We start from the raw sequence: 15,259 nt of genomic DNA, 5'->3' as shown, positions 1-15,259 counted from the left end.
TGCTTGCCTCGTTGTCGGGCGAGTAAGGTGGTGAAGCGGGTCAAGCCAGTCAGATGCTCCAGCGAGCGCTGATCAGGCGTTCGTTCAATACGCCGGGTGCCACGGGGCGCGGCCGGCGGGCCAGTGCAACATGGAAGGTATCCAGCGCGTCCTGCAGGCGTTCTTCCAGCGCCGCTGCCAGCTGCGCGGGCCTGTTGCCTTCTGCGTAGGCGACCTGGCTGTCGTCGGCGAAGATCCCTTGCAGGGTCTCTTGCGCCTTGAGTGCCGACAGCACGGGTTTCAGTGCGTAATCCACCGCCAGCATGTGGGCGATGCTGCCGCCGGTGGCGATTGGCAACACGATCTTGTGTGCCAGGGCGCGTTCGGGCAGCAGGTCGAGCAAGGTTTTCAGGGCACCGGCGAACGAGGCCTTGTACACCGGCGTGGCGACGATCAGGCCATCGGCCTGGGCCACCAGCTGCTGGAAGTGCTGCACCTGCGGGCTGTCGAAACGGGCGTGCAGCAGGTCTTCGGCGGGAAAGTCACGTACCTGGAACGTCACTACCTCGACGCCCCGACCCTGCAGCCACTGGCGAGAACTCTCCAGCAGCACGCCGGAGCGTGAACGGGTACTGGGGCTTCCACCGATTGATACGACCAGCATTGCAGCGCTTCCTTGTGTTCTGTTGGAGGTGACATTAACAGCCGAGGCATATATCTAGAAATCATATTTTTTCATTTGTTTATTCCATTTTTGCTTTTAGCTTCAAAGGCCTATTCGCGGGCACGCCCGCTCCCACAGGGACCGCACAAAGCCTGAGAATTACGCTATCCCTGTGGGAGCGGGCGCGCCCGCGAAGAAGCTCACGCGGTTTCAGCGGACATAAAAAAGGGCCGTCGAAACGGCCCGAATATCCCTGCTTGGCTAAGAGCAATGCAACGAGGAATCCTTTAACGATTGGGCTGCGGGGTCAGCCGCAGATAGGGTTTGACCGCCCGGTAACCTTTGGGGAAGCGCTGCTTGATCTCTTCCTCATCCTTCAGCGAAGGCACGATCACCACGTCGTCACCGTCCTGCCAGTTCCCTGGTGTGGCGACCTTGTGGTTGTCGGTCAGCTGCAGCGAGTCGATCACCCGCAAGATTTCGTTGAAGTTGCGCCCGGTACTGGCCGGGTAGGTGATGGTCAGGCGCACCTTCTTGTTCGGGTCGATGACGAACAGCGAGCGCACGGTCAGGGTGTCGCTGGCGTTCGGGTGAATGAGGTCGTACAGGTCGGACACCTTGCGGTCGGCGTCGGCGATGATCGGGAAGTTGACCACGGTGTTCTGGGTTTCGTTGATGTCATCGATCCAGCGGTGGTGCGAATCGACCGGGTCCACCGACAGGGCGATGGCCTTGACACCGCGTTTGGCGAAATCATCCTTCAGCTTGGCGGTCAGGCCCAGCTCGGTGGTGCACACCGGGGTGAAGTCGGCCGGGTGGGAGAACAGAACCCCCCAGCTGTTGCCCAGCCACTCGTGGAAGCGGATCTTGCCTTCGCTGGAATCCTGTTCGAAATCGGGGGCGATATCGCCGAGTTTTAGGCTCATGGGCTGCGGCTCCTGTGCTGGGTTCTGTACCGTGTGGGTTCAATGTGCCTGCATTCGATTAAAAATAAAAAGAATAAATACTGATTTATTTATAACCTGCAGGAATTTCGAATCTCAGACATAAAAAAGCCTCGCACTAGGCGAGGCTTTCTCTGTGGCTACGGCTTACAGGAAGCTGTAAGTGTAGTTCACGATGAAGCGAGCCTGATCCTGGTCGGCGCTGCTCTCGCCGGCACCACGGTAGACGCCCTGGCGCAGGCTGAAGCCCAAGCCTTTGAAGGTACCTTCCTGAAGGGTGTAGTCGATGCGCGCATCACGTTCCCATTCGTTGTAGGTGCCGTTGCCCGACTTGTTGCGGATATCGTCACCACGCAGGTAGGCAACCGATGCTTTCAGGCCTGGCACACCCAGGGCTGCGAAGTCATAGGAGTACTGACCGAAGGTGGTGTTTTCGCCAGCACGGGCGAACGAGTTGATCATGCTGTCGGTGAACAGGTAGAAGCTGGAGCCTGCAGCACCTTCGGAGGTACCGCTGTCGTTGTTCAGACTGCCCTGGTTCAACCATACGAAGCCACCGTCGTCACTTACCTGCTGGTGACCGACCATCAACGCGTGGCCACCCAGGGTGTAGGTGAACATGGCGGACCAGGTCTTGTTGTCGATCTCGCCGATGTTCTTGGCGTAACCACCGTTGTTGTTGAAGTTGTAAGCGCTGTCGTTGCCATTCTTGCCGTCGCTGCTGCTGTCGAAGTAGCGCAGGTCGGTCTTGAACGACTGGTCGTCAGCAATCTTGAACACGTGGGTGGCGCCCAGGAAGTGCTGCTTGTAGAAGTCTTCCAGGTTCGAGTAGTAGTACTGCAGGGTCAGGTCTGGAGTGAGCTTGTAGTCCAGGCCACCGTAGCGGAACTTGTTGCTTTCAGCATTGGAACCGGCGACAGACAGACCAGTACGGTTGCTCGAAGCACGGCCCATGGCGTGAGTCAGCTGACCGGCGTTGATGGTCAGGTTGTCGATTTCCTTCGACTGGATGGTGCCACCCTCGAAGGTCTGCGGCAGCAGACGACCATCGTTGGAAACCAGGATTGGCAGGTTCGGTGCGAGCGCGCTACCGAAATGCGCTTCGGTCTTGGAGAAGCGCGCTTTGGCATTGGCACCGAAACGGGCCCACTGGGCTGCGGAACCTTTGCCGTCATCCGGGAAGAAACCGGACTTGTGGTAGCCCTCGCCGCCATCCAGGTGAATACCCCACAGCGCCTGGGCATCAACACCAAAACCTACGGTGCCTTGGGTAAAGCCCGAGATGTAGTCGAGCTTGAATCCTTGGCCCGACTCACGCTGGTCCGGACGCTCAGCGGTGCCGGTAGCGTGGGCTTCACGATTGTCGTTGTTGAAGTACATGGTGCGCGAGCTGAGCGACAGTTTGCTGTCTTCAACGAAACCGGCAGCGCCTGCTTGTTGGGCAAGAACCCCCAGTGCCACGGCCAGGGCCAGGCTGGACTTGTACATTTTTTGCTCCTCTACGTTCTAATTTTTGTGTATCTCTGGCGGTGGGATCTGCTGCCCCGCTCACCGTGGATTGGCGATTTAGTCCCAAAGCGTGACCATGAAGTCAATCGTTTCTAAACGTTTCGCGACTTTGGTCTAAGACGCCAGCTGCGCTACAGGATAATGACAATCCTATAAATCCAAAATGACCGTTTTATGAATTGCTAAGATTTTTACGGAATATGTTAGGAACTGTTACTGCATTTCGTTGTATCAACGGCCATTGTCATAACAAAAGGTTATTTGCAAACGTTTGCTCATAACCTAATTCCGGATCGTTCTATCGGGACGGAAAAGCCTAGCAGCGGTCTCTGATTTCGCCATTGAGCGAAATCACCCCGAGTCGCGCCGTAGTGCGATCGATGTGGGAGCGGGCATGCCCGCGAAGCAGGCGACGCGGTGGATGGCACCGGCTTCGCCGGTGTTCGCGGGCACGCCCGCTCCCACATCGATCGCACTACGGTGGCATGGGTTAAGCAATTGGCTCCTAAGCTAATGCAAAAAAGTTATTTATTTTAGATTTCTTAGATCATTTAGCCTTCTCGCCATCCATCACACCCAATTGCCTGACGAGAGGTTCACCATGATCCCGCACGCTCCGCTGCGCCTGTTCGCCGCCCTGACCCTCGCCAGCGCCAGCTGGTTGGCCCAGGCTGCCGACCTTACCGTGGCCTACCAGACCACCGTCGACCCAGCCAAGGTGGCGCAGGTCGATGGCAACTACGAAAAAGCCAGCAAGGCGAGCATCGACTGGCGCAAGTTCGACAACGGCGCCGACGTGATCACCGCCGTAGCCAGCGGCGATGTGCAGATCGGCTACCTGGGCTCCAGCCCGCTGGCCGCCGCAGCTACCCGCAAGCTGCCGGTCGAGACCTTCCTGATCGCCACGCAGATTGGCGCCGGTGAAGCACTGGTCGCCCGCGACAGCATCAAGACTCCGCAAGACCTGGTCGGCAAGAAGGTCGCCGTGCCGTTCGTCTCCACCGGCCACTACAGCCTGCTGGCTGCGCTGAAGACCTGGAACATCGACCCGTCCAAAGTGCAGATCCTCAACCTGGCGCCGCCGGCAATCATTGCTGCCTGGAAGCGCGGCGATATCGACGCCACCTACGTCTGGGACCCGGCCCTAGGCGTGGCCAAGGAAAACGGCAAGGTGCTGATCACCTCCGGCGAGCTGGCCAAGAAAGGTGCGCCGACCTTCGACGCATGGATCGTGCGCAAGGACTTCGCCGCCAAGCACCCCGACGTGGTCAAGGCCTTTGCCAAGGTCACCCTTGACGCCTACGCCGACTACCGCAAGAACCCGCAAGCCTGGCTGGCCAACCCCGACAACGTGAGCAAGCTGGCCAAACTGTCGGGCGCCAAGCCTGCTGACATCCCGGTGCTGCTGCAGGGCAACGTCTACCCGCTGGCCGCCGACCAGGCCAACGCATTGGGCGCGCCGACCACCCAGGCACTGACCGACACGGCCACCTTCCTCAAGCAGCAAGGCAAGGTCGACGCGGTACTGCCGGACTACTCACCGTACGTAAGTGCCCAGTACCTCCCCAACTAAGCCTGTAGAAAACCGACCGGAGCCTGCCATGGCCTTGCTCGAACTGGAGCGCATCAGCGCACAGTACCCCGGTGCCGAAACCCCGGTACTGGCCGACATCAACCTGAGCCTGGGGCCACGCCAACTGCTGGTGGCCCTGGGGCCTTCCGGCAGCGGCAAGACCTCGCTGCTCAACCTGATCGCCGGCTTCGTCGCCCCCAGCGGCGGGCGCATCACCTTGGACGGCATGCCCGTCCAGGGCCCCGGCGCCGAGCGCGGCGTAGTGTTCCAGGACGATGCGCTGCTGCCCTGGCAGAACGTGCTGGGCAACGTCGCATTCGGCCTGGAACTGGCCGGCGTGCCGCGCGCCGAGCGTGAAGCCAAGGCCCGTGAAATGCTGGCCCTGGTCGACCTCGACGGCTTTGGCGAACGGCGTATCTGGCAATTGTCCGGTGGCCAGAAGCAGCGCGTCGGCCTGGCTCGGGCGTTGGCAGCCAACCCACGGGTGCTGCTGATGGACGAACCGTTCGGCGCACTTGATGCCTTCACCCGCGAGCAGATGCAGGAGCTGTTGCTGCAGGTATGGCAACGCACCGCCAAGCCGGTGTTCCTGATTACCCACGACATCGAAGAAGCAGTGTTCCTTGCCAGCGAGCTGGTGCTGCTGGCGCCCAACCCGGGGCGCGTGGTGGAGCGCCTGCAACTGGACTTCGGCCAGCGGTATGCAGCCGGTGAACCGGCGCGGGCGATCAAGTCCGACCCGGCCTTCATCGAAACTCGCGAACACGTACTGGCGCGGGTGTTCTCCCAACGTCAAAACCTGCAGGAGCGCGCATGAGCAGCCTGGACCTGCCGGTCGCCGGCAAACACAACACCCAACCCCGGCCAGCCACCAAGCTGCGCCGCACCCTGCCCACCCGCTGGATCAGCGCCCTGACCCTGGCCAGCCTGCTACTGGCCTGGTGGCTGGTGACAGCGGCCGGCTGGATCGAGCCACTGTTCCTGCCCTCGCCCGCCGACATCCTGGCCAAGGCCGGGACCTTGCTGACCCAAGGCTACATGGATGCCAGCCTGTGGCAGCACCTGGGTGCCAGCCTGGGGCGCATCGGCGTGGCCCTGCTGGCTGCCACCCTCACCGCCATCCCGGTGGGTATCGCCATCGGCTACAACCGCGTGGCCCGCGGCATTCTCGACCCGCTGATCGAGTTCTACCGGCCGATCCCACCGCTGGCCTACCTACCGCTGATCGTCATCTGGTGCGGCATCGGCGAGCTGTCCAAGGTGCTGCTGATCTACCTGGCAATCTTCGCCCCCATCGCCATTGCCACCGCCACCGGTGTGCGCACGGTCGACCCGGCCAAACTGCGTGCCGCGCAGTCGCTGGGCGCGACCAAGGCCCAGCTGATCCGTCACGTGATCCTGCCCAGCGCCCTGCCCGACATCCTCACCGGCATCCGCATTGGCCTGGGGGTCGGCTGGTCGACCCTGGTGGCCGCCGAACTGATCGCCGCCACCAGCGGCCTGGGCTTCATGGTGCAGTCGGCGGCGCAGTTCCTGGTTACCGATGTGGTGGTGCTGGGCATCCTGCTGATCGCCCTGATCGCCTTCGCCCTGGAAATGGGCCTGCGTGCCCTGCAACGCAAGCTGGTGCCTTGGCACGGGCAGAGCCACTGAACCCTGTTGACCACGCCAGCAGCCTGGCGCCTGATTGAAGAGACCGACATGAGCCTGACCATCACCCCCCTCAGCCCGGCGCTTGGCGCCCAGATCAGCGGCGTGGACATCAGCCGTGATATCACCGTCGAAGAACGTGACGCCATCGAGCAGGCGCTGCTGCAACACCAGGTACTGTTCTTCCGCGACCAGCCGATCAACCCGCAGCAGCAGGCGCGTTTTGCCGCCCGCTTCGGCGACCTGCATATCCACCCGATCTACCCCAACGTTCCGGAAACCCCGCAGGTACTGATCCTCGACACAGCGGTGACCGATGTGCGCGACAACGCCGTGTGGCACACCGATGTGACCTTCCTGCCGACCCCGGCCCTGGGCGCGGTGCTCAGCGCCAAGCAATTGCCGGCCTACGGTGGCGACACCTTGTGGGCCAGCGGCATCGCTGCCTACGAAGCCTTGTCGGCACCGCTGCGCGAGATGCTCGACGGGCTGACCGCCACCCATGACTTCACCAAGTCGTTCCCGCTGGAGCGCTTTGGTACCACACCGGAAGACCTGGCGCGCTGGGAAGCAACCCGGCGCAACAACCCGCCGCTGTCGCACCCGGTGGTGCGCACGCATCCGGTGAGCGGGCGCAAGGCGTTGTTCGTCAATGAGGGGTTCACCACGCGCATCAATGAGCTGAGCGAGCTGGAAAGCGAGGCGCTGCTGAAACTGCTGTTCGCCCATGCGACGCGGCCGGAGTTCAGTATTCGCTGGCGGTGGCAGGAGAATGACGTGGCGTTCTGGGACAACCGCGTGACCCAGCATTTTGCCGTGGATGACTACCGACCGAACCGGCGGGTGATGCATCGGGCGACCATCCTCGGGGATGCGCCCTTCTGAAATTGGGAGGCCTTTGGCCTCCATTCGCAGCACAAGGCTGCTCCTACAAGGGAACGCGATTTCCTGTAGGAGCAGCCTTGTGCTGCGAATGGGCCGCAAAGCGGCCCCCAGCAATCTAGCGGACCAGATGCAGGAACTGCATGTGCCGCTCGTACTGGTCGAGGATGTCGTTGATGATCTGCTCCTTGCTGTAGCCCACCAGGTCATAGTTCTGGCTGCCTTCGCTCAGGTGCACCTCCGCCCGGTAGTAACGGCGGTTCTTCAACTCCTGCGTACCCAGCCCACCCAGGGCGAACGATGGCGTGAAGTAGCCACGCATCTGCACCTGGTAAATGAACGGCTGTTCCTCGCCATGGCCAATCTTCAAACTGACGTTGTCATGGCTCGGGTCGTCCTGGGTGATCAGCACCAGGCCTTTCTGCTCGAACACTTCACGCACATCAGCAATTGCCGGGCGCACCACGTCGTCCATGAAGCGGTACACCTCATCACGCGACGGGAAGTGCACCGCCTGGCTCAAGCGCTGGCGCCAGCCGCCACGGCCGCGGCGTGACTGGGCGAACGGGGCCAGCGAATGCATCTGTGCGATCTGCCGCTGCGACTCCAGGTAGAACGCCTTGTGCAGCCCCCACATCATGCACAGCAAGATCAGCGAGAACGGCAATGAGGTCAGCACCACCGCCGATTTCAGCGAATCGATGCTGCCAGCGAACAGCAGCGCACTGGTGATCAGCGCCGTCATCGCCCCCCAGAAGATGCGCAGCCAGTTCGGCCCGTCCTCGTCGGCATCGCCACCCTTGGCCGACAAGGTCGACAGCACCACGGTACCCGAGTCGGCAGAAGTGACGAAGAACACGAAACTGATGAACACCGTCATGGCGATCACCGTCTTGCTCCAGGGGTAGGTCTCCAGCAGCAGGTACAGGCTCATCGACGGATTATCCAGCGCCGACTGGCCCAGCGCTGTCATGCCGTGGTTGATGACCTGGTCCAGGGCGCTGTTGCCGAAGATCGACATCCACGCCAGGGTGAAGCCCAGCGGAATCAACAGCACACCAAAGACGAATTCGCGGATTGTGCGGCCACGGGAGATGCGGGCGATGAACAGGCCCACGAATGGCGCCCAGGCAATCCACCAGGCCCAGTAGAACACCGTCCAACCGCCCAGCCAGTCACGGTTCTCGCCATAGGCATAGACGTCGAAGCTCTTGCGCGGCAAGGCACCCAGGTAATCGCCGAGGTTCTGGATCAGCGTGTTGAACAAGTGCTGGGTAGGCCCGGCGAACAACACGAACAGCAACAGCGCGCAGGCCAGGAACAGGTTGATGTCGCTCATCACCCGCACGCCCTTCTCCACCCCGGCGACGGCCACGGCCACCGCCGCGCCCATCATCAGGGTGATGAGCAGCACCTGCACCCACTGGCTGTGGTCGATGCCGAACAGGTAGTCGAGGCCGGCGTTCAGGTGCAGCACGCCAAACCCCATGTCGGCACCCAGGCCGAACACCGTGGCGATGATGCCGAAGCCGTCCACCGCATAGCCGATCGGCCCGTTGATGCGCTTGCCGATCAGCGGGTACAACGCCGAACGCAAGGCCAGCGGCAGATTGTGCCGGTAGGCGAAATAAGCGAGGGCCATGCCGACGAAAGCGAACACGCCCCAGCCATGCAGGCCCCAGTGCAGGAACAGGATCTGCATCGCCTGGCGCCCGGCCTCGGCCGTGCCCGCTTCGCCCTGGGGCGGCTGCAGCATGTGGGTCAGGGGTTCGGAGACGCAGAAGAAGAACAAGGTAATGCTGATACCGGCAGCGAACAGCATGCCGGCCCACGACAGGTAACTGAACTCGGGCTCGTCGTGGTCGGCACCGAGCTTGATCTTGCCGTAGCCGGACAAGGCGGTGACCACCACGAAGACCAGGTACAGCGTCATCGCCAGCATGTAGTACCAGCCGACCGTGTTGGCAGCCCAGTTCTGCGCCGCCAGCAACCAGTCACCTGCTGCTTGCGGAAAGGAAATGACCACCAGGCCGAAGATGAGGATGAAACTTGCCGCGAAATAGAACACCGGAGGGTTCATGCGGATCTTGCCATTGGCAAGGGAAGGGGTCGGTGCACTCATTGGGGGCGCACCTCGTCGAATGACGTAAGGCTCGGAATGAACGGGTTCAGCAAAGGAATCCTCCTGTTGAACACCGGCAGCGGACCAGCGTTTTTCATTGAACAAGCGTTCAAGTTAAACATGGATCGGATTTCAATGCGAATTGGGGCGCTGATTGGTGCCCTCCTGCACGGGCCTTTTCGCGGGCTTGCCCGCTCCCACAGGTACTGCACAAGATTCAATATTTGTGAGGTCCCTGTGGGAGCGGGCAAGCCCGCGAAGAGGCCAGTACAGGCTGAAGAGATGCTAGATCAATTCTTGTCCTGGCAATCCAGCTGCAGGTTGGCCTGGGTGATGTTGCTCTCGGCCGGCACACTGCGGGTCAGCCACACATTACCGCCAATGGTCGAGCCTTTGCCGATGGTGATCCGCCCCAGCACCGTGGCCCCGGCATAGATAACCACATCGTCCTCGACGATCGGGTGGCGTGGCAGGCCCTTGTGCAGGGTGCCCGACTCATCGCTGGGGAAGCGCTTGGCACCCAGGGTCACCGCCTGATAGATGCGCACGCGCTCGCCGATGATTGCGGTTTCGCCGATCACCACACCGGTACCGTGGTCGATGAAGAAGCTCTGGCCGATCTGCGCCCCGGGGTGAATGTCGATCCCCGTGGCCGAATGCGCCAGCTCCGAGCTGATCCGCGCCAGCAGTGGCAGGCCGGCCTGGTACAGGTGGTGCGCCAGGCGGTGATGAATGATCGCCAGGATGCCCGGGTAGCACAGCAACACTTCATCGACACTGCGCGCCGCCGGGTCGCCGTGGTAGGCGGCCAGCACATCGGTGTCGAGCAGCACGCGCAGGCCCGGCAGAGCGGTGGCGAAGCCCTGCACCAGGCTCAACGCATGGGCATCGACGCCGGCCAGCTCGCCTTTGCTTTGCCGTGCGGCGTAGCGCAGCTCCAGGCGGGCCTGGGCCAGCAAGGCGGTCAGCGCAGCATCCAGGGTATGGCCGACGTAGAAGTCTTCGCTTTCTTCGCGCAGGTCGACCGGGCCAAGGCGCATCGGGAACAGCGCGCCGCACAGTTGCTCCAGAATCTGCCGCATCGCCTCGCGCGAAGGCAGCTCACGCCCGCCCTGCTCGCCAATGCTGCGGCCGTTGCGGGTACGCCATTGTTCACGCGCGCCGCGCAGGCCGGTGACGATGCTCTGCAACTGCCAGTGCCCGGATGAAGGTTGTTCGCTCACGGTTTTCTCCTGCCTGAGTAGGCCAAACTCATTTTTATTTGCAGGTCCGGCCTCTTCGCGGGCTCGCCCGCTCCCACAGGGACCGCACAAATTCAAGCCCTGTGCAGTACCTGTGGGAGCGGGCGAGCCCGCGAAGAGGCCTGGCCTGCATACATGCAATCCACTCTACGGCAATTCCGGCCCTTGGAAAAAACAACGCTTTATTCCATCCTGCGCTAAGTCAGGCATAAGCCGCGATGACGGAGCAGGCAACCTCGCCTACCCTCAAAGCAGCCAGCACTTGGCGAAAAATAAAAAGGGAATAACAAAATAATTTTTTAGTATTTCCTGGCCTAAGCGGCCGAACCTATAGTCGCCACCCACTACTTCCACAACAAGCGCGGGGCTCTTACATGTCGAAATTCGCCAAACCGCTACTCAACGCCAGCCTGGCTCTCTTGCTGGGTGCCGGCCTGCTCAGCCAGGCCTTCGCCGGCGAGCAACTGAAGACCATCCAGGAAAAAGGCGTGATCAACGTCGGCCTCGAAGGCACTTACCCACCGTTCAGCTTCCAGGACGAAAACGGCAAGCTGACCGGCTTCGAAGTGGAACTGTCCGAACTGCTGGCCAAGGAACTCGGGGTAAAGGCCAAGGTGCAGCCGACCAAGTGGGACGGCATCCTCGCCGCACTGGAGTCCAAGCGCCTGGACGTAGTGATCAACCAGGTGACCATTTCCGAAGAGCGCAAGAAGAAGTATGACTTCTCCGAGCCTTACACCATCTCAGGCATCCAGGCGCTGATTCTGAAGAAAAAGGCCGAGCAACTGAATATCCACAAGGCCGCAGACCTGGCAGGCAAGAAGGTCGGTGTAGGCCTGGGCACCAACTACGAGCAATGGGTCAAGAAGGACGTGCCGCAAGCCGATGTGCGTACCTATGAAGACGACCCGAGCAAGTTTGCCGACCTGCGCAACGGCCGCATCGACGCCATCCTGATCGACCGCCTTGCTGCGCTGGAATACGCGCAAAAGGCCAAGGACACCGAACTGGCCGGCGATGCCTTCTCGCGCCTGGAAAGCGGCGTGGCCCTGCGCAAGGGCGAGCCAGAACTGCTGGCGGCGATCAACAAGGCGCTGGACAAGCTCAAGGCTGACGGCACGCTGGCCAAGCTGTCCGAGAAATACTTCGGTGCCGATGTCACCAAATGATTGTTGAAAGCCTGCAACTCGTTGTCGACTCCGCGCCCTTCCTGCTGAAGGGCGCGGGTTATACAGTGCTGCTCAGTGTTGGCGGCATGTTCTTCGGCCTGCTGCTGGGCTTTGCCCTGGCACTGATGCGGCTGTCGAAGATCTTGCCGCTGAACTGGCTGGCGCGGGTCTACGTGTCGTTCTTCCGCGGCACGCCGCTGCTGGTGCAGCTGTTCGTCATCTACTTCGGCATGCCGCAGATCGGCATCGAGCTCGACCCGATCCCGGCATCGCTGATCGGCCTGTCGCTGAACATGGCCGCCTACATCTGCGAAATCCTGCGCGCGGCGATTTCCTCGATCGACCGTGGCCAGTGGGAGGCTGCCGCCAGTATCGGCATGACCCGCGTCCAGGCCATGCGCCGGGCGATCCTTCCCCAGGCCTTGCGCACCGCACTGCCGCCGTTGGGCAACAGCTTCATCTCGCTGGTCAAGGACACCGCCCTGGCGGCGACCATTCAGGTGCCCGAACTGTTCCGCCAGGCCCAGCTGATTACCGCGCGCACCTTCGAAGTGTTCACCATGTACGTGGCGGTGGCGGTCATCTACTGGGTGCTGTGCAGCATCCTCGCGCACTTCCAGAACCGCATGGAAGCGCGAGTCAACCAGCATGACCAGGAGCACTGAGCATGATTGAAGTCAAAGGCCTGACCAAGCGGTTCAAGGGCCAGACCGTGCTCGACGGTATCGACCTGACCGTGCAACCCGGCGAAGTGGTGGCCATCATCGGCCCCAGCGGCTCGGGCAAGACCACCTTCCTGCGTTGCCTGAACCTGCTGGAAACACCCGATGCCGGGCAGATCCAGATCGGCGGCATCAGCATCGACGCCAACCGCCCGCTGGGCGGGCAGCAAAGTGCGATTCGCCGCTTGCGCCAGCAGGCCGGGTTCGTGTTCCAGAACTTTAACCTGTTCCCTCATCGCACCGCGCTGGAAAACGTGATCGAGGGGCCTGTGATCGTCAAGAAGACGCCGCGCGAGCAGGCCTTGGAACTGGGCCGACGCCTACTGGCCAAGGTTGGCCTGGCGGGCAAGGAAGAGGCCTATCCGCGGCGCCTGTCCGGTGGCCAGCAGCAACGGGTGGCCATCGCGCGCGCCCTGGCCATGGAGCCGGAGGTGATCCTGTTCGACGAGCCAACCTCGGCGCTGGACCCCGAACTGGTGGGTGAAGTGCTGGCGACCATCCGCGGCCTGGCCGAGGAAAAGCGCACCATGATCATCGTTACCCACGAGATGAGCTTTGCCCGTGACGTGGCGAACCGGGTGATCTTCTTCGACAAGGGCGTGATCGTGGAACAGGGCGAGGCCAAGGCGCTGTTTGCGGCGCCGAAGCAAGAGCGTACCCGGCAGTTCTTGCGCAAGTTCCTCGGTACTGCTGCTTCCGAGTAAGCCTGCACTGGCCTCTTCGCGGGTAAACCCGCGAAGAGGCTGGCATATCTGTAGCAAATCCCTCCTTCTATACATATTCCAAAGTGTTAGTTCATAAACTTTTTATAAAGCATTAGGGTATATAAACCGGACCACCGGACCAGCACATATCTGTCGCGATCAGCTGTAGCGGCATTCATTTTTTGTGAGGTCAGGAATGGTCAGGATCACAATCACCCCAGTGCGTAACGCCAGGGCATTGAGTGCAGCCAAGGAGCGGTACTGATGTCCAGCCAACCCAATACCCAATTCCACAGCGATCTCGACAGCTCGCCACTGCTGCTGCCGGCCAAGGTACTGCGCAACGACGCCGAAGCCCTGCAAGCGGCCCGCGAACTGGCCGAGGTCGCTCGCGAGCAGGCCGCCCGCCGCGACCAGCAACGCAAACTGCCATGGGCCGAGATCGAACTGTTCACCCGCAGCGGCCTGGGCAGCATCAGCGTACCCAAGGCCCATGGCGGCCCGGATGTTTCGTTCGAGACCGTGGCCGAAGTATTCCGCGTGATCAGCGCCGCCGACCCGGCCCTGGGGCAGATCCCGCAGAACCAGTTCGGCATGCTGCAACTGCTGCGCCTGACCGCTACTGAGGCACAGCAGGCGGTTATCTTCCGCAGCGTGCTCGACGGCTGGCGCATCGGCAATGCAGGCCCAGAACGCGGCACCAAGGACACCCTGACCCTCAAGGCCAGGATCACCCGCGTGGGCGACAGCTATCGCATCAGCGGCGAGAAGTTCTATTCCACCGGCGCCCTGTTCGCCCACTGGGTGGCGGTCAAGGCACTCGATGACGAAGGTCGCCAGCGCCTGGCATTCGTACGCCGAGGCAGCCCGGGGCTGCGCATCGTCGATGACTGGTCCGGGTTCGGCCAGCGCACCACTGCCAGCGGCACCGTGCTGCTCGACCAGGTACCGGTGGATGCCGACCTGGTGATCGACAACTGGCGCCAGCGCGACACTCCCAACATCCAGGGCGCGGCCTCGCAGCTGATCCAGGCGGCGATCGATGCCGGCATTGCCGAAGCGGCGATCGAAGACGCCATCAGCTTCGTGCGCGAAAAGGCCCGGCCATGGATCGAGGCCAAGGTCGACCGCGCCAGCGACGACCCCTATGTAATCGCCGACATCGGCCGCCTGAAGCTCGAACTGCACGCCGCCGAAGCGCTGCTGCGCAAGGCCGCGCGGGTCCTCGACGAGGTCAATGCCGCGCCGATCGATACAGCAAGCGCGGCGCGGGCCTCAATCGCGGTGGCCGAGGCCAAGGTACTGACGACCGAGATTGCCCTGCAGGCCAGCGAAAAGCTGTTCGAGCTGGCCGGCAGCCGCGCCACCCTCGCCGAGTTCAACCTCGACCGCCACTGGCGCAATGCCCGGGTGCACACCCTGCACGACCCGGTGCGCTGGAAGTACCACGCGGTTGGCGCTTACTACCTGAACGGCACCTTGCCTGCACGGCATTCCTGGATTTGATTTGTAGCCTCTGGGGCTGCTGCGCAGCCCTTTCGCGACACAAGGCCGCTCCCACAAGTAGTGCGCGGTTCCCTGTGGGAGCGGCCTTGTGTCGCGAAAGGGCCGCAAAGCGGCCCCAAGGCCCCGGAGACACACCATGACTACAAACATCATCACCGACGACACACAAGCCCTGGCGGTCGCCGAAGAAGTCGCCCAACAACTACGCCGCGACAGCGCCCTGCGCGACCGCGAGCGCCGCCTGCCGCACGCAGAGCTGGAACTGTTCACCCGCTCCGGCCTGTGGGCCATCAGCGTGCCCAAGGCCTTTGGCGGCGCCGGCGTGTCCAACATCACCCTGGCCAAGGTCATCGCCCGCATCGCTCAGGCCGACGGCTCGCTCGGGCAGATCCCGCAAAACCATTTCTACGCACTGGAAGTGCTGCGGGTAAACGCCACGCCTGAACAGCAGCAACGCCTGTACCCCGTAGTACTCTCGGGCACACGCCTCGGCAACGCCCTTGCCGATCTGGGCACCAAAACCGCCAACGCGCGCACCACCCGCCCGACCCGCGACGGCGATCGCTTTCACCACCACGGCCGCACGTTCTATTC

Annotated in this window: 14 protein-coding genes; 9 read left to right on the top strand and 5 right to left on the bottom strand. The window is 62.2% G+C overall.

Annotated features, from left to right (window positions below):
* Window positions 1-49 precede the first annotated feature (49 nt).
* From ssuE to JV551A3_RS02360, 3 genes are all read right to left on the bottom strand, one after another.
* Window positions 50-643 carry an NADPH-dependent FMN reductase gene (gene ssuE / locus JV551A3_RS02375; protein WP_133969933.1) on the bottom strand — a complete coding sequence of 198 codons (594 nt, stop codon included), beginning with the start codon at window positions 641-643 and terminating at the stop codon, window positions 50-52.
* A 287-nt stretch (window positions 644-930) separates the two neighbouring features.
* Window positions 931-1,569, bottom strand: a complete 639-nt coding sequence (locus JV551A3_RS02365; protein ID WP_013970445.1) for a peroxiredoxin — start codon at window positions 1,567-1,569, stop codon at window positions 931-933.
* Between the two features lie 165 nt (window positions 1,570-1,734).
* On the bottom strand, window positions 1,735-3,075 hold the full coding sequence (locus JV551A3_RS02360; protein WP_133969931.1) for an OprD family porin: 1,341 nt from the start codon (window positions 3,073-3,075) through the stop codon (window positions 1,735-1,737).
* A 622-nt stretch (window positions 3,076-3,697) separates the two neighbouring features.
* Between JV551A3_RS02360 and tauA the strand changes: the two genes are divergently transcribed.
* Genes tauA through tauD form a run of 4 tightly spaced genes read left to right on the top strand, consistent with a single transcriptional unit; the run spans window position 3,698 to window position 7,204 of the window.
* On the top strand, window positions 3,698-4,669 hold the full coding sequence (tauA, locus tag JV551A3_RS02355) for a taurine ABC transporter substrate-binding protein (RefSeq protein WP_112251292.1): 972 nt from the start codon (window positions 3,698-3,700) through the stop codon (window positions 4,667-4,669).
* A gap of 28 nt (window positions 4,670-4,697) precedes the next feature.
* Window positions 4,698-5,486, top strand: a complete 789-nt coding sequence (gene tauB, locus JV551A3_RS02350; protein WP_133969930.1) for a taurine ABC transporter ATP-binding subunit — start codon at window positions 4,698-4,700, stop codon at window positions 5,484-5,486.
* The gene (gene tauC, locus JV551A3_RS02345; protein WP_133969929.1) at window positions 5,483-6,322 is read left to right on the top strand and encodes a taurine ABC transporter permease TauC; all 840 of its coding nucleotides are present in this window, start codon (window positions 5,483-5,485) and stop codon (window positions 6,320-6,322) included. Before tauB ends, tauC begins: the two co-directional genes overlap by 4 nt.
* 48 nt (window positions 6,323-6,370) lie before the next feature.
* Window positions 6,371-7,204: a taurine dioxygenase gene (gene tauD, locus JV551A3_RS02340; protein WP_085626061.1), complete on the top strand. Its 834-nt coding sequence runs from the start codon at window positions 6,371-6,373 to the stop codon at window positions 7,202-7,204.
* A gap of 115 nt (window positions 7,205-7,319) precedes the next feature.
* Here tauD and betT read toward each other — a convergent pair whose 3' ends face one another.
* Together betT and epsC are read right to left on the bottom strand one after the other, a co-directional pair.
* Window positions 7,320-9,281 (bottom strand): choline transporter BetT, encoded by a 1,962-nt coding sequence (betT, locus tag JV551A3_RS02335; protein WP_166674205.1) that lies wholly within the window; start codon window positions 9,279-9,281, stop codon window positions 7,320-7,322.
* Between the two features lie 332 nt (window positions 9,282-9,613).
* A complete protein-coding gene (epsC, locus tag JV551A3_RS02330) occupies window positions 9,614-10,546 on the bottom strand; it encodes a serine O-acetyltransferase EpsC (RefSeq protein WP_133969928.1) in 933 nt (310 codons plus the stop codon).
* A 392-nt stretch (window positions 10,547-10,938) separates the two neighbouring features.
* Between epsC and tcyJ the strand changes: the two genes are divergently transcribed.
* From tcyJ to JV551A3_RS02305, 5 genes are all read left to right on the top strand, one after another.
* Complete coding sequence (gene tcyJ / locus JV551A3_RS02325) at window positions 10,939-11,733, top strand: cystine ABC transporter substrate-binding protein (RefSeq protein ID WP_015268587.1); 795 nt, start codon at window positions 10,939-10,941, stop codon at window positions 11,731-11,733.
* Window positions 11,730-12,398: a cystine ABC transporter permease gene (tcyL, locus tag JV551A3_RS02320; protein WP_133969927.1), complete on the top strand. Its 669-nt coding sequence runs from the start codon at window positions 11,730-11,732 to the stop codon at window positions 12,396-12,398. Before tcyJ ends, tcyL begins: the two co-directional genes overlap by 4 nt.
* A gap of 2 nt (window positions 12,399-12,400) precedes the next feature.
* Window positions 12,401-13,159: an L-cystine ABC transporter ATP-binding protein TcyN gene (gene tcyN / locus JV551A3_RS02315; protein WP_133969926.1), complete on the top strand. Its 759-nt coding sequence runs from the start codon at window positions 12,401-12,403 to the stop codon at window positions 13,157-13,159.
* Between the two features lie 264 nt (window positions 13,160-13,423).
* Complete coding sequence (locus JV551A3_RS02310) at window positions 13,424-14,665, top strand: SfnB family sulfur acquisition oxidoreductase (protein ID WP_133969925.1); 1,242 nt, start codon at window positions 13,424-13,426, stop codon at window positions 14,663-14,665.
* Between the two features lie 136 nt (window positions 14,666-14,801).
* Window positions 14,802-15,259, top strand: a 458-nt coding sequence (locus tag JV551A3_RS02305) for an acyl-CoA dehydrogenase family protein (protein ID WP_205125928.1), incomplete at its 3' end; no start/stop codon positions are given.

The organism is Pseudomonas inefficax (genome assembly GCF_900277125.1).
GTDB lineage: Bacteria > Pseudomonadota > Gammaproteobacteria > Pseudomonadales > Pseudomonadaceae > Aquipseudomonas > Aquipseudomonas inefficax.
The sequence above is the reverse complement of the archived record's forward strand: the minus strand, read 5'-3'. Positions and strand labels throughout refer to the sequence as shown.